Here is a 17,774-nt window from a genome sequence, read left to right on the forward strand (position 1 = left end):
TTGGCGTGGCGCGCTCGCGCACGGCGCTGGGTGCCGCGGGGCGCGGCTCCGGTGCGCGCGCGGCGGGCGGCGAGGGCGGCGGCAGCGTCACGGTGCAGGCCGTCAATGCGGCGACTGACAGCCACGCGGGCAAGCGCGTGTTCTTCATGGCTACTCCTTGCGCCCGGTGCCCGTGCGGCCGGTTGGCTGGCCGCGCGTACCTCTACCTGTATTTATAGAGGATGGCGAAAGGAAGGCGAGGGAAAGCGCGGGAGCACGGTGCGGCAGGCATCAGATGCCGCCGCCGGCGCAGAGATGGACACGGTTCAGCCGCCTGCTTCCTTGGGCATGCGCGCGTTGCCGTCGGGCGCCAGGTCGCCGAGCGTGGCGGCGTTGCGCCGCAGCGCCTCGGTCGTGTGGCCCTGGCCGTCCGGGCGCCATCCCGGCGGCATGAGGAGATAGCCCAGCAGCGCGCGCAAACCGTTTGCCTGCGCGAGATCGCGCCCCAGGTCGAGCCACTGCTGGAACTCGACCCGCAGCGGATTGCGCGAGCGCATCGGCGTGACCAGCCCATAGCGGCACGGCAGCTCGTCGCGCTCGGCGATATAGGTGCCGAACAGTCGGTCGAACACGATCAGCACGCCGCCAAAATTGGCATCGAGGTACTCGACGTTCGACGCATGGTGGACGCGGTGCGCCGACGGCGTGTTCAGGACATATTCCAGCCAGCCCAGCTTCGGAATCCAGGTCGCGTGAATCCAGAACTGGTACAGCAGGTTCAGCGACAACGTGGTGAGCACCACTTCCGGGCTGAAGCCAAGCCATACCAGCGGCGTGAAGAACAGCGTATTGCCGGCGAGCTTGCCGGTCCAGCCGAGGCGGTAGGCCGTGGACAGCGTGAGCTGGTTGGGCGAGTGATGGACCGCGTGGGTGGCCCAGAAGAAGCGCACGCGGTGCGCCGCGCGGTGATACCAGTAGTAACAGAACTCCTGGCCGACGAACAAGCCGGCGGCGAGCATCCAGCTATCCATGGCGATGGTCTGCAAGCGGTGCTGCCAGGCGAGCGCGAACACCGGCGCCGCCAGCGACAGGGGCAGCAGGAACAGGATCTTGCGCCCGGCCAGATCCACCAGCGACAGCCATGCTTCGTGCCAGTCGAAGGTGCCCGGCTTGCGCCAGTGCAGCACCAGGGCTTCCACCAGCGATGCGCCGACCACGACCGGCAGGGCATAGAGCTGGATCAACTCAAGACGGGTCATGCGAGCTTCCTGGCGCTGCCTTGCAATAGGATGCAGACGATTATATGAGCTAGTATCAGGTTTGCTTACTCGCGTTCCGGAGCACGCCCCATGGAGTCGCAACCCCTGCAGCGCAACGGTGCCGGCCGCCGACGGCCGATCCAGGCTCGCTCCCGCGAGAAGATCGAACTCATATTCGAGTCTACCATCCGCCTGCTGGAGAAAGAGGGGCTGGAGGCACTCAGCACCAATCGCATCGCCGAGGTCGCCGGCATCAGCATCGGCACGCTCTACCAGYATTTCTCGAACAAGCAGGAGGTGATGCAGGCGCTGGGCCGCCGCGAGATCGAACGCGTGCTTGGCCGCCTCGATGAGCTCCTGAGCACGCCGGGCGCTGCCGATCCCCGCGAGCGCGCCAGATTGCTCGTGCGCGCGCTCCTGGGCGCTTTCGGCGGCCGTTACCGCGTTCGCAAGATCCTGGTGGAAGTGGCGCTGGCCTCGCGTGCCCAGCCGGCGCTGGACAATTCCGCGGCGCAGGTCGCGCAATGGCTGAGTTCGGGCCGGTTGGTGGATGCGCAGAATCGCGCCGTGGTACTGCGGCCCATGGCCGCCTTTGTGCTGACGCAGGCCGTGATCGGTGTGATTCGCAGCGCGCTCGCCGTGGACGAAACCATGCTCGGACGGCCAGAGCTGGAAGAGGAACTGGCGCGGCTGATCCGGGGGTTCCTGCGGGAGAAGGCGGAGTAAGGCCGCGCAAGGCGGAAGCGGGCGGCGTGGCCCGCGCCGCCTCGGACTACATCAGGATGATGTCGTACTGTTCCTGGTGGAAGGTCGATTCCACCTGCAGCGAGATCGGCTTGCCGATGAAGTYGCCGAGCATGGCCAGGTGCTGGCTTTCCTCTTCGAGGAACAGGTCGATCACATGCTGCGAGCCCAGGATGCGGAACTCGCGCGGATTGAACTGGCGCGATTCGCGCATGATCTCGCGCAGGATGTCGTAGCACACGGTGCGCGGCGTCTTGACCTGGCCCTTGCCCTGGCACACCGGGCATTGCTCGCACAGCACGTGCGCCAGCGATTCGCGGGTGCGCTTGCGGGTCATCTCCACCAGGCCGAGCTGCGAGAAGCTGTTGACGGTGATGCGGGTGCGGTCGCGCGAGAGCGCGCGCTTGAGCTCGGACAGCACGGCGTCGCGGTGCTCGCCGTTCTCCATGTCGATGAAATCGATGATGATGATCCCGCCAAGGTTGCGCAGCCGCAACTGGCGCGCGATGGTATGCGCCGCCTCCAGGTTGGTCTTGAAGATGGTGTCGTCGAAATTGCGCGCGCCGACATAGCCCCCGGTGTTGACGTCGATGGTGGTCATGGCCTCCGTCTGGTCGATCATCAGGTAGCCGCCGGACTTGAGGTCGACGCGGCGCGACAGCGCCTTCTCGATCTCGGCGTCGATGTTGAAGAGATCGAAGACGGGGCGCTCGCCGGTGTAGTGGGTCAGGCGCGACAGCACCGCCGGCGTGTATTCCTGGGCGAACTCGACCAGCTTCTGGTAATTCTCGCGCGAGTCCACCTGGATCGCGTTGGTGGCGTCGCTGACGAAATCGCGCAGCACGCGCTGGGCCAGGTTCAGGTCCTGGTAGAGCAGGCTGGGCGCGGGCAGGGTGGTGGCGTTCTGGCGGATCGAGGCCCAGATCTTGCGCAGGTAGGCGATGTCGTTGCCGAGTTCTTCGTTGCTCGATTCCTCGGCGATGGTGCGCACGATAAAGCCGCCGCGCTCGTCGGCCGGCACCAGGCTCTGCACGCGCGCGCGCAGGGCTTCGCGGTCGACCTCGCCTTCGATGCGCTGAGAGATGCCGATGTGCGGGTCCTGCGGCAGGTAGACCAGGGTGCGCCCGGCGATGCTGACCTGGGTCGACAGGCGCGCGCCCTTGGTGCCGATCGGGTCCTTGATCACCTGCACCATCAGCGCCTGGCCTTCGTAGAGCGTCTTCTCGATCGCCAGCGGCGCGGCGTTGCCGTTTTTCTCCGGGTCGCGCGGGTGCCAGATGTCGGCAACGTGGAGAAAGGCCRCGCGCTCGAGGCCGATATCGATGAAGGCGGACTGCATGCCGGGCAGCACGCGCACGACCTTGCCAAGATAGATGTTGCCGACCAGCCCGCGCGACAGCGTGCGCTCGACATGGAGTTCCTGCACGGCGGCCTGCTGCACGATGGCCACGCGCGTTTCCTGYGGTGTGATGTTGACGAGGATATCTTCAGTCATGTTGGGTGAATCTCGTCGCCGGCGGGCCGGCCAGGGGGTTGTCCGCACTATGCCGCCACGCGCTCCGGGGGCGATGCCATGGCCGTGCATGCCATGGGATAACGGAAGGTCGGTGGCGGGTTCTCAGAACCGCAGTTGGGCCTGTCGGAGCAGCGCAGCCGTCTCGAACAGGGGCAAGCCCATGATACCCGAATAGCTGCCGCCGATTTGCGCCACGAATTCCGCCGCGCGGCCCTGGATGCCGTATGCGCCGGCCTTGCCGGCCGGCTCGCCGCTGGCGACATAGGCCGCGATCTCGGCCTGGCTCATGGCGCGGAAGGTGACCTCGGAGATGGACAGCGCATGGCGCAGGCCCAGCGTGGAGACCACCGTCACCGCGGTCAGCACGCGGTGGGTGCTGCCCGATAGCGCGCCCAGCATGCGCACGGCGTCGGCATCGTCGGCGGGCTTGCCGAGGATGTCGCCGCCCAGGCATACCGTCGTGTCGGAAGTGAGGATGGGGGCGTCGGGCAGGGCGCGCCGCTCGCGGCGGCGCAGCGCGGCTTCGGCCTTGAGCGCGCAGACGCGCTGCACGTAGTCGTCCGGGCTTTCGCCGGGCAGCACGGCTTCGAGCGCTTCGGCGTCCTCGTCGTCGTCGGCCAGCAGCAGTTCGTAGGCAACCCCGAGCTGGGTCAGCAACTCGCGCCGGCGCGGGCTCTGGGAGGCGAGATAGAGGAAGGTGTGGGTCACGGCTGGGCCAGTCGGGAAGTCCTGAGGGGAAAGATCCGGCGGTCGCCATGCGCCGCTTGGGCCGCATTGTACCCGCCTGCCGCGCCGCGGCAGGAATGGCCCCCGCCCGCGGCTCAGGCGCGGTGATACGGATGATTCTGCGTGACCGACCAGGCGCGGTAGAGCTGCTCGGCCAGCAGCACGCGCACCATGCCGTGCGGCAGGGTGAGGCTGGACAAGCGCAGCAGGGTTTGCGCGCGCGCCTTGAGGGCCGGGTCGAGCCCGTCGGCGCCGCCGATCAGGAAGGCCACGTCGCCGCCTTCGCGCTGCCAGTCGGTCAGYTGGCCCGCGAGCTGCACCGTGGTGAGATCACGGCCCCGCTCGTCCAGCGCCACGATGCGGCATTGCCTGGGCAGCGCCGCCTCGATGCGGGCCGCCTCGCGCTGCATCACGGTGGTGGCGTTATTGCTGGAGGAGCGCGCCTCGGGCTTGATCTCGCGCAGCTCGATGCGCAGCTCCGGCGGCATGCGCTTGGCGTACTCGGCGAAGCCCGTCTCGATCCAGCCGGGCATCTTGTGGCCGACGGCCACGATCAGCAACTGCATGGCAGGGTGGTGCCGGCCAGGCTCAGGCCGAGCGGGTTGTGCGCTTGCGCGCGGCCGGCGCCTTGGCGGCGGCGGTCTTCGCAGGCGCCTTCGCCGGTGCCTTGGCAGCCGTCTTGGTGGCCGGCTTGGGGGCGGTCTTGGCAGCCGTCTTGCGTGCGGTGCCGGCGGCGGTCTTGCGCGGTGCCGCGGTCTTGGCCGGCGCCTTGCGCGCGGGGGCCGAGCCCAGCGCGCTGGTCAGGCGCTTCTGCACGGTCGGCGCGCGGTTGACGGCGATGGCGTCGGCGTCCGTGTCTTCGTGGCCAAGCGGCGGCGACGGCTCTTTCATGCCTTCGGGCAGGCGCGCCAGGGCGGGGCGCAGGCCGCTGGCGCGGCGCACGGTGCGCACCACGGGGGCGTCGTCCTCGTCGTCGTCCATCGGCTCGCTGGCCTTGGCCAGGCCCTTCTTGGCGGCCAGCTTCAGGCGCACCGGCTTGTCGCCCCAGATTTCCTCGAGGTTGTAGTACATGCGCAGCTGCGGCTGCATGATGTGGACCACGGCGTCGCCGCAGTCGACCAGCACCCATTCGCCCGTTTCCAGCCCTTCCACCGCGATGATATGGCCGCCCGCACCCTTGACGGTATCGCGCACCGAGGCGGCCAGCGCCTTGGTCTGGCGGTTCGAGGTCCCGCTGGCGATCACCACCCGGTCGAACAGTTCGGTCAGGTGGGTGGTGTCGTACACCTTGATGTCCTGCGCTTTGACATCTTCGAGGCCTTCGACGATGGCGCGTTGCAGTTTGCGAATATCCATGGTGCGTTCTTGTTCAGCTGAGATCGGTTTATGGGCGGGCCGGGTCGGGCAGATCCGACTGGGCAGGCCGGTAAAGGCCGCGGCTCGCGATGTAGTGTGCCACGCCGGGCGGCAGTTRGTCATCTGCCGGCTGTCCGGCGGCCAGGCGTTGGCGAAGGGCGGTGGAGGAGAGGTCGACGGCGAGCGTCTGGTCGATCCACATGTGGCCGGAGGGCGTGGATTGTATCAGGTGGGTGGACCCCCGGCGCGTGGCGAGCTCCTGGCGCACCGGTCCGTCGAGTCCGGAGAGGTCGAAACCGGGCCGTGTCGCCACGCACAGGTGCACGTCCGCGAACAGCGCCTGCCAGCCGTGCCAGGTGTGCAGGCGCAGCAACTGGTCGGCACCCATCAGCCATGCCATGGAGGCGTGGGGGCCATAGTGCTGGCGCAGTTCGTGCACGGTGTCGACGGTATAGCTGGGGCCGGCGCGGTCCACTTCCATGCGGCTGGCGTGGACATGCGCGCGGGTGTCGGCCAGCGCGGCGGAGGCAAGCTCGGTCATCGCCAGCCGGTCGGCGGCGGGGGTGACATCGTCGCCCTTCTGCCATGACTGGCCGGTCGGGATCCAGACCAGTTCGTCCAGTTCGAGGTGTTCGATGCAGAGCCTGGCGAGCGCTACGTGGCCGATATGCGGCGGGTCGAAGGTGCCGCCGAGGATGCCGAGGCGGTAGGGGCGCTCGCCATCGGCGGCGTTGCGTGGTCGTGCCTTGTCGTGTTCGTGTTCCATACGCTCGCCGTCAGGCCCAGTCCCGCACGGGCAGGAAGTCGGTGTACAGGGCCGCTTCGGCGCTGCCCGGCTCCGGCTGCCAGTCGTAGCGCCAGCTGGCCTGCGGCGGCATCGACATCAGGATGGACTCGCTGCGCCCGCCGGATTGCAGGCCGAAATGCGTGCCGCGGTCGAACACCAGGTTGAACTCCACGTAGCGGCCGCGCCGGTAGGCCTGGAAGTCCCGTTCGCGTTCACCGTAGGCGCTGTCCTTGCGGGCTTGCAGGATCGGCAGGTAGGCATCCAGGAAGGCGTCGCCCACCGACTGCATCATGGCAAAGCTGCGCTCGAAGCCGAGCGCGGAAAAATCATCGAAGAAGATGCCGCCGATGCCGCGCGCTTCGCCGCGGTGCTTGAGGAAGAAGTACTCGTCGCACCATTGCTTGAAGCGCGCATAGAGGTCCGGGCCGTAAGGTGCCAGTGCGTCGCGGCAGGTACGGTGGAAGTGCTCGCAATCGCCCGTGTCGCCGTAGTACGGCGTCAGGTCCATGCCGCCGCCGAACCACCAGACCGGCTCGGCGCCGTCCTTCACCGCCATCAGGCAGCGCACGTTCATGTGCACCGTAGGCACGTAGGGATTGCGGGGATGGAAGACCAGCGAGACGCCCAGCGCCTCGAACCCGCGCCCGGCAAGCTCGGGCCGGCTGGCCGTGGCCGAAGGCGGCAGCGCGTCGCCGCGCACATGCGAAAAGCCCACGCCGGCGCGCTCCATCACGGCGCCGCCTTCCAGGATGCGGGTACGCCCGCTGCCACGCAGGCGCTCCGTGGGCGGYTTCTCCCAGTCATCGGTGGCAAACGCCTTGCCGTCGATGGCGGCGACGGCGTCGGTGATACGGTCTTGCAGACCGAGCAGATAGGCACGGACTGCCTGGGAATCGATCATGGTGTACGGGCGGGTGGGCCGGTGCGGCGACGGCCGGGCAGGTCATTCACCTGTCCGGCCGTCATGGCGGTGTCATGATTGTACTGGCTGGCGCCAGAAAGGCCGGAATCGGGTTTCTGGTGCCAACCCAGGCCGGGTCGAAGGGTGGGGAAATCGTAGCGAGCGGCCCATGGCCGGTCCGGGGAGCACCGTACAAGTGGTACGGCGAGCACCGCAGGATCCGCCATGGGCCGCGCAGCAGATTTATCCGCCCTTCAACTAACGCTTGAGGGCACGGTAGCCGATGTCGGTGCGGTACTGCATGCCGTCGAACTGGATCTGCTCGACCGCCGCGTAGGCCGCGCGCTGCGCCGCCTTGACCGTATCGGCCAGTCCCACCACGCACAGCACGCGCCCGCCCGTGACCTGCAGCACGCCGTCCTTGAGCGCGGTGCCGGCGTGGAAGGTCACGCTGTCCTCTGCCTCGGGCGGGATGCCGGTGATGACGTCGCCCTTGCGCGGCGCATCGGGGTAGCCATGCGCGGCCATCACCACGCCCAGCGCCGTGCGGCGGTCCCAGTCCAGTTCGATCTCGTCGAGCCTGCCGCTGACCGCATGCTCCATCACGTCGACCAGGTCGGTCTTCAGGCGTGCCAGGATCGGCTGGGTTTCCGGGTCGCCCATGCGGCAGTTGAATTCGAGCGTCTTGAGGTTGCCGTCGGCGTCGATCATCAGGCCGGCGTAGAGGAAGCCGGTATAGGTGATGCCGTCCTTCTCCATGCCGCGCACGGTCGGCAGGATGATCTCGCGCAGCGCGCGCGCATGCAGCGCGGGCGTGACCACCGGAGCCGGCGAGTAGGCGCCCATGCCGCCCGTGTTGGGGCCCGCGTCGTGATCGAGCAGGCGCTTGTGGTCCTGGCTGGTGGCCAGCGCCAGCACGTTCTTGCCGTCCACCAGCACGATGAAGCTAGCTTCCTCGCCGGCGAGGAACTGCTCGATGACCACGCGCGCGCCGGCGTCGCCGAGGCGGTTGTCGGCCAGCATCATGTCGACGGCGGCGTGTGCTTCTTCCAGCGTGGTGGCGACCACCACGCCCTTGCCGGCAGCCAGGCCGTCGGCCTTGATCACGATCGGCGCGCCCTGCGCGTCGATGTAGGCATGCGCGGCCGCGGCGTCGTTGAAGGTCTGGTAGGCGGCGGTCGGGATGCCGTGGCGCTGCATGAAGGCCTTGGCGAAGTCCTTGGACGACTCCAGTTGCGCGGCGGCCTGCGTGGGCCCGAAGATGCGCAGGCCCTTGGCGCGGAAGATGTCGACGATGCCGGCCGCCAGCGGCGCCTCGGGGCCGACCACGGTGAAGCTGACGCCTTCGCGCTCGGCGAAGGCCGCCAGCACTTCCGGATCGGTCAGCGGGACGTTCTGCAGACGCTTGTCGAGCGCGGTGCCGCCGTTGCCCGGCGCCACGTACACCACCTGTACCTTGGGGGACTGGGCCAGTTTCCAGGCCAGCGCGTGTTCACGACCACCCGAGCCGACAACCAATACTTTCATGATCCACTGCCAGAAAAAAATCGCATGCGAAAAAGCGGCAGCGCGCGTTCATCCACCGAACCGTGCTGCCGCCGTGTGACGGGTTCCTGCCGGACGCCCGCTTATTCCTCGATCACCGCGTTGGTGAACACTTCCTGCACGTCGTCCAGGTTTTCCAGGGCGTCGAGCAGCTTTTGCATCTTGGCGGCGTCGTCGCCGGCGAAGCTCACTTCGTTCTGCGGCTTCATGGTGACGTCCGCCAGTTCGGCCTTGAAGCCGGCCGCTTCCAGCGCGGCCTTGACCGTGCCGAAATCGTTGGGCGGGCACAGCACCTCGATCGAGCCGTCCTCGTTGGTGACCACGTCGTCGGCGCCCGCTTCSAGCGCGGCRTCCATCAGCTTGTCYTCGGGCGTGCCCGGMGCGAACAGGAACTGSCCGCAGTGGGTGAACATGAAAGCCACCGAGCCTTCCGTGCCCATGTTGCCGCCCTGCTTGGAGAAGGCGTGGCGCACTTCGGCCACGGTGCGGGTGCGATTGTCGGTCAGGCAGTCGACGATGATCRCAGCGCCCGCCAGGCCGTAGCCTTCATAGCGGATTTCTTCGTAGTTCACGCCTTCGAGGCCACCCACGCCGCGCTGGATGGCGCGCTGGATGTTGTCCTTAGGCATGTTCGCGTCCATGGCCTTGTCCATCGACAGGCGCAGGCGCGGGTTCGAATCGGGATCGCCGCCGCCGAGCTTGGCGGCCACGGTGATTTCCTTGATCAGGCGAGTCCAGACCTTGCCGCGCTTGGCGTCAGCGGCGGCCTTCTTGTGTTTGATATTGGCCCATTTTGAGTGACCGGCCATGATTCTCTCCGAAGCGGAATTCGTATTGATGCGCGTGCCGTGGCCAGCGCGCGCCGCCTGCGCCGGGCCAGCCAGGGGCGGCTGCCCGGCGCGGACGGAAGGTGTCGTGTGTCTGTGAGCCGGCCCGGGGGCTGGCTATAATCAGCCCAGCATTTTATCACGCGGCCCTGCCGCCGCCGGACCCGGATGTCGGGAGCCGCCGGACGCGCGGGGGATGACAAGCGGTGACGTTGCCGCGCTGCCTGCCAACCAGAGAGACCATGGCCGAACCCATCCTCATCGCCAAGAACGCCGAACTCGAACTCGCGCTGCTGCCCGAGATGGGCAACCGGCATGGCCTGATCACCGGCGCCACCGGCACCGGCAAGACCGTGACGCTGCAAAGCCTGGCGCAGGGTTTCTCGCGCCTGGGCGTGCCGGTCTTCCTGGCAGACGTCAAAGGTGACCTGACCGGCATCTCCCAGCCGGGCAAGCTGTCGGACAAGCTCAAGGCGCGCCTGGCCGACCTCGGCCTGCCCGAGCCGGCCTGGGGCGGCTGCCCCACCACGCTGTGGGACGTGTTCGGGCAGAAGGGCCACCCGGTGCGCGCCACGGTCTCGCACATGGGCCCGCTGCTGTTGTCGCGCATGCTGGAGCTCAATGACACGCAGCAGGGCGTGCTCAACCTGGTGTTCCGCATCGCCGACGCCAACGGCCTGCTGCTGCTCGACGCCAAGGACCTGCGCGCCATGCTGCAGTACGTGGGCGACAACGCTGGCGAGTTCACCACCGAGTACGGCAATATCTCGGCGGCCTCGATCGGCGCCATCCAGCGCGGCCTGATGACGCTGGAATCGCAAGGCGCGGATGCCTTTTTCGGTGAGCCCATGCTCAACCTGGACGACTTCATCCAGACCGAGAACGGGCAGGGCGTGGTCAATATCCTGGCGGCCGACAAGCTGCTCAATTCGCCCAAGCTCTACGCCACCTTCCTGCTGTGGCTGCTGTCCGAGCTGTTCGAGAAGCTGCCCGAGGCCGGCGACCTGGACAAGCCCAAGCTGGTGTTCTTCTTCGACGAGGCCCACCTGCTGTTCAACGACGCGCCCAAGTCGCTGCTCGACAAGATCGAGCAGGTGGTGCGCCTGATTCGCTCCAAGGGCGTGGGCGTGTACTTCGTCACGCAGAACCCGGTGGACATTCCCGATACGGTGCTCGGCCAGCTCGGCAACCGCGTGCAGCACGCGCTGCGCGCCTTCACCCCGCGCGACCAGAAGGCGGTCAAGGTGGCGGCCACCACCATGCGCGCCAATCCCGCGCTGGACGTGGAGAAGGTGATCGGCGAGCTCGGCGTGGGCGAAGCGCTGGTGTCATTGCTCGACGCCAAGGGCATTCCCGCCATCACCCAGCGCGCCTGGGTGATGGCGCCCGGCAGCCGCATCGGCCCGATCAGCGACGACGAGCGCAAGCAATTGCTGGCGGCCTCGCTGGTGGCCGGCACCTACGAACAGGCGATCGACCGCGAATCGGCCTACGAGAAGCTCAAGGGCCGCGCCGCGGYTCCCGCGCCGGCGGGCAACGGCGCGCCCGCTCCCACGCCTGCCACCGGCACGCCGGGGGCGGGCCAGTCCGCGCCGGCTCCGGCGCAAGGCGGCGGCTGGCTTGACCAGGCGGGGGAGATCTTCGGGGGGCTGACCAAGGGGACCGGCAAGAGCGGCCGCGGCGATTCCATCCTGGAGTCGATGGCCAAGTCGGCGGCGCGCACGGTGGGCTCGCAGGTCGGGCGCGAGCTGATCCGTGGCGTGCTGGGCAGCCTGCTGGGCTCGGGCAAGAAGAAGTAGGCGGCGGCCCGGCATTGGCCCGGCGGCCACCCGGCGGGGTCAGCGCTTGCGCGCTGCCTCGGCGTCCTCGCGCATCTTGCGCAGGAACAGGCGGGTGAAGAACCACCCCATGCCGATGATGAAGGCGATCACGCCCAGGCTCATCAGCCCGGTGTCGGTGGTGAACAGGATCTTGAAGGCTTCCATCTGGGTCTCCCTGGTCTGGCGCGGCACATCGGGCGATGTGCCGCTGCCCAGTCTAGGCAGACCCCTGGCCGCGGGCGTTGAGGCGGATCAAGCCGGGTGCAGACTGTGCCGCCCGGCGTCGCCCGCATCCGGCATCAGTTCTTGGTGCCGAACAGTCGGTCGCCCGCATCGCCCAGGCCCGGCACGATATAGGCGTTCGAATCCAGGTGGCTGTCCAGCGAGGCGACGAACAATCTTACGCCCGGATGTGCCTTTTGGAAGACTTCCACGCCTTCCGGCGCCGCCACCAGCGCGACGAAGGTGATGGCCTCGTCTTTCACGCCGCGGCGCTTGAGCACGTCGACGGCGTGCGCGGCCGAGTAGCCCGTCGCCACCATCGGGTCACACAGGATAAAGCTGCGGTCTTCCACGTCCGGCAGGCGCACCAGGTATTCGACCGGGCGGTGCTGGTCGTCGCGGTACACGCCGATATGGCCGATGCGCGCCGACGGAATCAGCTCGACCAGGCCGTCGCTCATGCCAACGCCTGCGCGCAGCACGGGCACGATGGTCAGTTTCTTCCCGGCGATCACGGGCGCGTCCAGCGTGACCAGCGGCGTATCGATGCGGCGCGTGGTGAGCGGCAGGCTGCGCGTGATTTCATAGCCCATCAGCAGCGTGATCTCCCGCAGCAGCTCGCGGAACGTGCGCGTGGACGTTTCCTTGTCGCGCATATGGGAGAGCTTGTGCTGGATCAGCGGGTGATCGAGGATGTACAGATTGGGGAAACGGGGATCTTGCTTCATGGCGGGGAGCGGCTGGCGGCTGGAGGGCGCGAAGGCCCGATGCAGCCGGATTGTAATGGATGCGGGCCGCCCGCCCGCCGCAGGCGCAGCAGGGCGGGGCGGCCGGCATCCGCGCCGCTCAGTCTACCGAGATGCTGGCGCTCTTGGCCACCTTGCCGAACTTCTCGTACTCGGACATCGTCAGCGCCTGCAGCTCGGCCGCGCTCGAGCCCTTCGGGTTGAAGCCCGCCTGCACCAGCTTGTCCCTGACCTCGGCGTTGGCGAGCGCCTCGACCAGCGCGGCATTGAGTGCCTGCACCACCGGCGCCGGCATGCCGGCCGGGCCGTACACGCCGAACCACGGCTCCACCGCGTAGCCCGCCAGGCCGGCCTCGGCCAGCGTCGGCACATTGGGCAGGGCCGGGGAGCGCGTCTTGCCCGCCACCGCGAGCGCGCGCAGCTTGCCGCCCTGGATGTGCGGCAGCGAGGCCGGCAGGTTGTCGAACATCACCTGCACATGCCCGCCGAGCATATCGTTGATGGCCGGGCTGCTGCCCTTGTATGGCACATGGGTCAGGCCTGCCTGCGTCATCTGCGAGAACATCGCGCCGGCCAGGTGCATCGACGTGCCAGTGCCCGCGGTGGCGTAGGTCAGGCCGGGATGCGCCTTGGCATAGCTGACCAGTTCGGCCACCGTCTTCACCGGCAGGTTGTTGCTGACCTCCAGCACGATGGTGGACGTGCCCAGCAGGCTGACCGCGGTGAAGTCCTTGCGCGGGTCGAACGGCACGTGCTTGTAGATATGCGGGTTGAGCGCATTGGTGGAGATGGCGCCGAAGCCGATGGTGTAGCCGTCCGGCGCGGCCTTGGCGACGGCCTCCATGCCGATGTTGCCGCCGGCGCCGGGGCGGTTCTCCACCACCACCGGCTGTCCCAGCTTTTCGCCGATCTTCTGGCCGACCGTGCGCGCCACCAGGTCGGTGGTGCCGCCGGCGGCGTAGGGCACGATGAAGCGGATCGGCCTGGCGGGATAGTCGGTCGCCGCGCTGGCGGCGCCGGGCAGCCAGCTGCCTGCGAGTGCGGCTGCGGCGGCGGCCGCCGCCAGCAGCCGCTTGCCGGAGGCAGCCTTGACCGGGAGGGAGGGGGAGAGGGGTGCCGCAAAGAGGGAAACTGCCGTCATGTGTGCTCCTGTTTTTTCTTGTGCGCGGCACGCGCGGGCGTGCCGACGGGCGAGCTTACGGCAGTTTGGCGACCGCTGCCAGCAACGCGCGAACGGCGGCCCGGCAGGCAATGGGCGGTGGGTGGCGCCGCGCAGGAAACGGCGTCCGGTGCACATGCCTCTTTTCGAATACAATGGCTCGCGTCTTGTCCGCCCCGTCTCCAGCGGCGCGCGGCGTGTCCATCCAGCTTGCCCTCGTGTCCGCATCCCCACTTTCCCGTTTCACGTCGTCCGCCCAGCCGGCATCGCAGCGCACCGGCCTTGCCGTGGCTGCCATCGGCGCCGTCCTTTTTTCCGGCAAGGCCATCGTCGCCAAGCTGATGTACCGCTACGACATCGACGCGGTCATGGTGATCACCCTGCGCATGCTGTTCGCCGTGCCGCTGTTCATGGCGATCGGCTGGTGGCAGTCGCGTCGCCTGCCGCCGTTGTCCTGGGCCGACCGCGGCCGCATCGTGTTCCTCGGCATCATCGGCTACTACCTGTCGAGCTTCCTCGATTTCCTCGGCCTGCAATACATCACCGCCGGGCTGGAGCGGCTGATCCTGTTCCTGACGCCGTCCTTCGTGCTGCTGGCCAGCGCCGTGCTGTTCAAGCGCAGCATCAGCCGCAGGCAATGGCTGTCGTTGCTGTTCGCGTATATAGGCATCGTGCTGGTTTTCGCGCATGATCTCGACGTGAGCGGCAGCCGCGTCTGGCTCGGCGCGGCGCTGGTGCTGGGCAGCGCGCTGACCTACGGGGTCTACCTGATCCTGTCGGGCGAGCTGGTGCAGCGCATCGGCTCGCTGCGGCTGGTGGCATACGCGATGTGCGTCTCCACTGCCTGCTGCGTGGTGCAGTACCTGGTGCTGGGGCGCCCGCTGGCGGATCTGCTGCAGCCGGCACCGGTGTTGTGGCTGTCGGCGGTCAATTCGGTGTTCTGCACGGTGATGCCGGTGTCGCTCACGATGATCGCGGTGGCGCGCATCGGCGCGCCGATGGCCTCGCAGGCGGGCATGCTCGGCCCGGTGTCGACGCTGTTCCTCGGCTTCTGGCTGCTGGGCGAGCCGATCACGGGCGTGCAGCTGGCCGGCAGCGCGCTGGTCATGGGCGGGATATATTTACTGTCGGCGCGTCGGCAAGACCGGGCGCGGGCAGGCCGGAAGGGCATGGATAACAAGCAGGCGGATGGCCGCCTCGATGACACAAGGAGTCGATGAGATGGATCTAGGATTGCGCGGCAAGCATGCGCTGGTGTGCGGCGCCAGCAAGGGTCTCGGTTTCGCCTGCGCGGATGCGCTGGCCGCCGAAGGCGTGGACGTGGTGATCGTGGCGCGCGGCGCCGAGGCGCTGGAGAAGGCGGCGGCGGACCTGCGCGCGCGCCACGGCCGGCGCGTGGTGGCCGTGGCCACCGACATCACCACCCCGGAAGGCCGCAAGCTGGCGCTGGACGCCGCGGCCAAGCTCGGCGATCTCGATATCCTCGTCAACAACGCCGGCGGCCCGCCCCCCGGCAATTTCCGCGACTGGGACCGCGATGCGTGGCTGGCCGCGATCGACGCCAACATGCTGACCCCGATCGAGCTGATCAAGGCCACCGTCGACGGCATGATCGCGCGCAAATGGGGCCGCATCATCAATATCACCAGCGGCGCGGTGAAGGCGCCGATCGACGTGCTTGGCCTGTCCAACGGCGCGCGCTCGGGCCTTACCGGTTTCGTCGCCGGCCTGGCGCGCGAAGTCGCGCAGCATGGCGTGACGGTCAACAACCTGCTGCCGGGCCCGTTCAATACCGACCGCCTGTACAAGACGATGGAGGGCGGCGCCAAGAAGGCCGGCCTGTCGATCGAGGAAGTGTCGCAGCGCCGTGCCGCGCAGAACCCGAGCCGCCGCTTTGGCGAGCCGGCCGAGTTCGGCGCCACCTGCGCGTTCCTGTGCAGCCGCCAGGCCGCCTATATGACCGGCCAGAACGTGCTGCTCGACGGCGGTGCTTTCCCGGGCACGTTCTAGGCTGCCCGTTGCCGTTCCCCGCGCGCGGCCCCGCTGCCGTGCGCGGGCCCGTTTCCAGCCGGGCCGCGCCGGCCCGGCCTTTCGCTGACTGGCCAGGATGACGCAGATGACTTGCCCCCGCATTGCGCTGATCGCGCACGACCACAAGAAGGACGATATCGTCGCCTTTGCCCAGCGCCATCGCGATTTCCTTTCGCGCTGCGAGCTGTTGGCCACCGGCACCACCGGCGGGCGGCTTGCCGACGAAGCCGGCCTGACCGTGACGCGCATGCTGTCCGGCCCCTGGGGCGGCGACCTGCAGATCGGCTCGCAGCTGGCCGAAGGCCGCGTGGGCGTGGTGATCTTCCTGCGCGACCCGATGACGCCGCAGCCGCACGAACCCGATATCAATGCGCTGGTGCGTGCCTGCGACGTGCACAACGTGCCGTGCGCGACCAACGTGGCGACCGCGGAGCTGCTGATCGCGGAACTGCGCCGGCTCTATCCCGAATCCGGCACGCCGGCCTGACGTGACCCTGGCGCGCTGTCCGGCGCGCTTCAGGAATGCCTTCGACGGGCAGTACACAGCACGAGCACAAGGAGCGAAACATGAGCAAGGCCATCCGTATATTCGAGACCGGCGGCCCCGAAGTGATGCAGTGGGTCGATGTCGAGGTCGGCGAGCCCGGCGCCGGCGAGGTCCGCGTGCGGCAAGAGGCGGTGGGCCTGAACTACATCGACGTGTACTTCCGTACCGGGCTGTACAAGCAGGYGCTGCCTGGCGGCCTCGGCATGGAAGGCGCGGGCGTGGTGGAGGCGGTGGGCGCGGGCGTGTCCCACCTTGGCGTGGGCGACCGCGTGGCCTATGCGGGGCGGCCGACCGGCGCCTATGCGCAGGTGCGCGTGATGCCGGCCGATATCGTGGTGCGCCTGCCGGATGCGATCTCGTTCGAGCAGGGCGCGGCGATGATGCTGCAGGGCCTGACCGTGCAATACCTGGTGCGCGACAGCTACCGCGTGCAGGCCGGCGACACGGTGCTGCTGCACGCGGCCGCCGGCGGGGTCGGCCTGATCGCCAGCCAGTGGCTCAAGGCGCTCGGCGTGACGGTGATCGGCACCGCCGGCAGCGACGAGAAAGCGGCGCTGGCGCGCGCGCACGGCTGCGACCACACCATCGTCTACACGCGCGAATCCTTTGTCGACAGGGTCAAGGAGATCACCGGCGGCAAGGGCGTCGCCGCGGTCTACGACTCGGTGGGCAAGGATACCTTCAGCGGTTCGCTCGATTGCCTGAAGCCGCGCGGCACCATGGTGGTGTTCGGCAACGCCTCGGGTCCGGTACCGCCCTTCGATCTCTCCGTGCTGGGCAACAAGGGCTCGCTGCGCCTCACGCGGCCGACGCTGATGACCTACGTGGTCCACCGCGAACTGCTGGAGCCGATGGCGGCCGACCTGTTCGCGATGGTCACCAGCGGCAAGGTAAAGATCGAGGTCCGCCAGCGCTACGCACTGGCGGACGTGGCGCAGGCCCATCGGGACCYGGAGGGCCGCAAGACCACCGGCACCACCATCCTCCTGCCCTAGGCAGCAGGCTCAGCGCGCGCGTACGGTGCTGGCGCCGGCGCGCGCCTCGGCCTGCCTGAGCACGTGCGGCGGCAGGCGCTTGAGCATGAAATGCACCGCCAGCGGAATCAACACCACGTCGTCGACGATGCCGAGCCCGAGGATGAAATCGGGGATCAGGTCAATGGGCGAGACCGCGTAAAGCAGCAGCCCGAGAGTGGCCGGCCGCAGCCACGCCGGTGCATCGGGGTGGCGCAGGGCAAACCAGAGCAGGCGGCCGTCGCGCCGCAGCAGGGTCCATAGCGCTGACATTCGTTTCCACATGAGGGGCCTCCTTTACTCAGCGAGATTCATTAGCCACAATTCATTCGCCACAATTCATTGGCCACAATTCATTGGCCACAAAGCCGGGGCGGGTTTGTCTTGTTGCAGATAGCTTGGGGTGGTTGTCGGGGGTTCAAGTTCCCGGTGATGGGCTTGGTGCTGTTTGTGGTGTTGTGGTGGGGTGCTTGTTTGTGCTTTCAAAGTCAACGTCAACGTCAACGTCAACGTCAACGGCTTTCGCTCCCCCGGAGCGAYCTACTTTCTTTTTTCCGAAAAGAAAGTAGGCAAAGAAAGCGGACTGCCTGGCCGGC

Annotated in this window: 19 protein-coding genes; 6 read left to right on the forward strand and 13 right to left on the reverse strand. The window is 68.0% G+C overall.

Annotated elements, in window-relative coordinates:
* Nucleotides 1–305: 305 nt before the first annotated feature.
* Nucleotides 306–1,238 carry a sterol desaturase family protein gene (locus AC1DO7_RS28860; RefSeq protein ID WP_441612480.1) on the reverse strand — a complete coding sequence of 311 codons (933 nt, stop codon included), beginning with the start codon at nt 1,236–1,238 and terminating at the stop codon, nt 306–308.
* A 90-nt stretch (nt 1,239–1,328) separates the two neighbouring features.
* On the opposite strand from AC1DO7_RS28860, the gene AC1DO7_RS28865 reads away from it, so the two are divergent.
* Nucleotides 1,329–1,964 carry a TetR/AcrR family transcriptional regulator gene (locus AC1DO7_RS28865; RefSeq protein ID WP_477116852.1) on the forward strand — a complete coding sequence of 212 codons (636 nt, stop codon included), beginning with the start codon at nt 1,329–1,331 and terminating at the stop codon, nt 1,962–1,964.
* 46 nt (nt 1,965–2,010) lie between these two features.
* Here the strand turns inward: AC1DO7_RS28865 and rng are convergent, their stop codons facing one another.
* The 8 genes from rng to AC1DO7_RS28905 all read right to left on the reverse strand — a co-directional run bounded on the left by rng (nt 2,011) and on the right by AC1DO7_RS28905 (nt 9,622).
* The gene (rng, locus tag AC1DO7_RS28870; protein ID WP_477116853.1) at nt 2,011–3,477 is read right to left on the reverse strand and encodes a ribonuclease G; all 1,467 of its coding nucleotides are present in this window, start codon (nt 3,475–3,477) and stop codon (nt 2,011–2,013) included.
* 123 nt (nt 3,478–3,600) lie between these two features.
* The gene (locus tag AC1DO7_RS28875; RefSeq protein WP_441612477.1) at nt 3,601–4,206 is read right to left on the reverse strand and encodes a Maf family protein; all 606 of its coding nucleotides are present in this window, start codon (nt 4,204–4,206) and stop codon (nt 3,601–3,603) included.
* A gap of 113 nt (nt 4,207–4,319) precedes the next feature.
* A complete protein-coding gene (gene rlmH, locus AC1DO7_RS28880; RefSeq protein WP_441612476.1) occupies nt 4,320–4,790 on the reverse strand; it encodes a 23S rRNA (pseudouridine(1915)-N(3))-methyltransferase RlmH in 471 nt (156 codons plus the stop codon).
* A 22-nt stretch (nt 4,791–4,812) separates the two neighbouring features.
* Nucleotides 4,813–5,580 (reverse strand): ribosome silencing factor, encoded by a 768-nt coding sequence (gene rsfS / locus AC1DO7_RS28885; RefSeq protein WP_441643170.1) that lies wholly within the window; start codon nt 5,578–5,580, stop codon nt 4,813–4,815.
* 28 nt (nt 5,581–5,608) lie between these two features.
* Complete coding sequence (locus AC1DO7_RS28890) at nt 5,609–6,346, reverse strand: nicotinate-nucleotide adenylyltransferase (RefSeq protein WP_477116854.1); 738 nt, start codon at nt 6,344–6,346, stop codon at nt 5,609–5,611.
* Between the two features lie 10 nt (nt 6,347–6,356).
* Complete coding sequence (gene hemF, locus AC1DO7_RS28895; protein ID WP_441612473.1) at nt 6,357–7,268, reverse strand: oxygen-dependent coproporphyrinogen oxidase; 912 nt, start codon at nt 7,266–7,268, stop codon at nt 6,357–6,359.
* A gap of 258 nt (nt 7,269–7,526) precedes the next feature.
* The gene (gene purD, locus AC1DO7_RS28900; protein WP_441612472.1) at nt 7,527–8,795 is read right to left on the reverse strand and encodes a phosphoribosylamine--glycine ligase; all 1,269 of its coding nucleotides are present in this window, start codon (nt 8,793–8,795) and stop codon (nt 7,527–7,529) included.
* Between the two features lie 101 nt (nt 8,796–8,896).
* Nucleotides 8,897–9,622, reverse strand: a complete 726-nt coding sequence (locus AC1DO7_RS28905) for a YebC/PmpR family DNA-binding transcriptional regulator (RefSeq protein WP_477116855.1) — start codon at nt 9,620–9,622, stop codon at nt 8,897–8,899.
* Between the two features lie 260 nt (nt 9,623–9,882).
* On the opposite strand from AC1DO7_RS28905, the gene AC1DO7_RS28910 reads away from it, so the two are divergent.
* The gene (locus AC1DO7_RS28910; RefSeq protein WP_477116856.1) at nt 9,883–11,439 is read left to right on the forward strand and encodes a helicase HerA-like C-terminal domain-containing protein; all 1,557 of its coding nucleotides are present in this window, start codon (nt 9,883–9,885) and stop codon (nt 11,437–11,439) included.
* A 39-nt stretch (nt 11,440–11,478) separates the two neighbouring features.
* Here the strand turns inward: AC1DO7_RS28910 and AC1DO7_RS28915 are convergent, their stop codons facing one another.
* The 3 genes from AC1DO7_RS28915 to AC1DO7_RS28925 form a co-directional block, all read right to left on the reverse strand.
* Nucleotides 11,479–11,625 carry a DUF3149 domain-containing protein gene (locus tag AC1DO7_RS28915; protein ID WP_441612469.1) on the reverse strand — a complete coding sequence of 49 codons (147 nt, stop codon included), beginning with the start codon at nt 11,623–11,625 and terminating at the stop codon, nt 11,479–11,481.
* Between the two features lie 134 nt (nt 11,626–11,759).
* Entirely contained in the window at nt 11,760–12,410 is a 651-nt protein-coding gene (upp, locus tag AC1DO7_RS28920; RefSeq protein WP_441612468.1) for a uracil phosphoribosyltransferase, read from the reverse strand.
* Between the two features lie 118 nt (nt 12,411–12,528).
* On the reverse strand, nt 12,529–13,569 hold the full coding sequence (locus AC1DO7_RS28925; protein ID WP_441612467.1) for a Bug family tripartite tricarboxylate transporter substrate binding protein: 1,041 nt from the start codon (nt 13,567–13,569) through the stop codon (nt 12,529–12,531).
* Nucleotides 13,570–13,790: 221 nt separating this feature from the next.
* Here AC1DO7_RS28925 and AC1DO7_RS28930 point away from each other — a divergent pair, with 221 nt between their 5' ends.
* The 4 genes from AC1DO7_RS28930 (at nt 13,791) to AC1DO7_RS28945 (ending at nt 17,160) form a co-directional block, all read left to right on the forward strand.
* Nucleotides 13,791–14,807 (forward strand): DMT family transporter, encoded by a 1,017-nt coding sequence (locus AC1DO7_RS28930; RefSeq protein WP_441612726.1) that lies wholly within the window; start codon nt 13,791–13,793, stop codon nt 14,805–14,807.
* A gap of 1 nt (nt 14,808) precedes the next feature.
* On the forward strand, nt 14,809–15,597 hold the full coding sequence (locus AC1DO7_RS28935; protein WP_441612466.1) for an SDR family oxidoreductase: 789 nt from the start codon (nt 14,809–14,811) through the stop codon (nt 15,595–15,597).
* 106 nt (nt 15,598–15,703) lie between these two features.
* Nucleotides 15,704–16,105, forward strand: coding sequence for a methylglyoxal synthase (locus tag AC1DO7_RS28940; RefSeq protein WP_441612465.1), 402 nt, complete (start codon nt 15,704–15,706; stop codon nt 16,103–16,105).
* 80 nt (nt 16,106–16,185) lie between these two features.
* Nucleotides 16,186–17,160, forward strand: coding sequence for a quinone oxidoreductase family protein (locus tag AC1DO7_RS28945; RefSeq protein ID WP_477116857.1), 975 nt, complete (start codon nt 16,186–16,188; stop codon nt 17,158–17,160).
* Between the two features lie 9 nt (nt 17,161–17,169).
* Here the strand turns inward: AC1DO7_RS28945 and AC1DO7_RS28950 are convergent, their stop codons facing one another.
* Nucleotides 17,170–17,463 (reverse strand): YkvA family protein, encoded by a 294-nt coding sequence (locus AC1DO7_RS28950; RefSeq protein ID WP_441612463.1) that lies wholly within the window; start codon nt 17,461–17,463, stop codon nt 17,170–17,172.
* Nucleotides 17,464–17,774: the final 311 nt, after the last annotated feature.

This window comes from Cupriavidus sp. 05N40 (assembly GCF_056397305.1).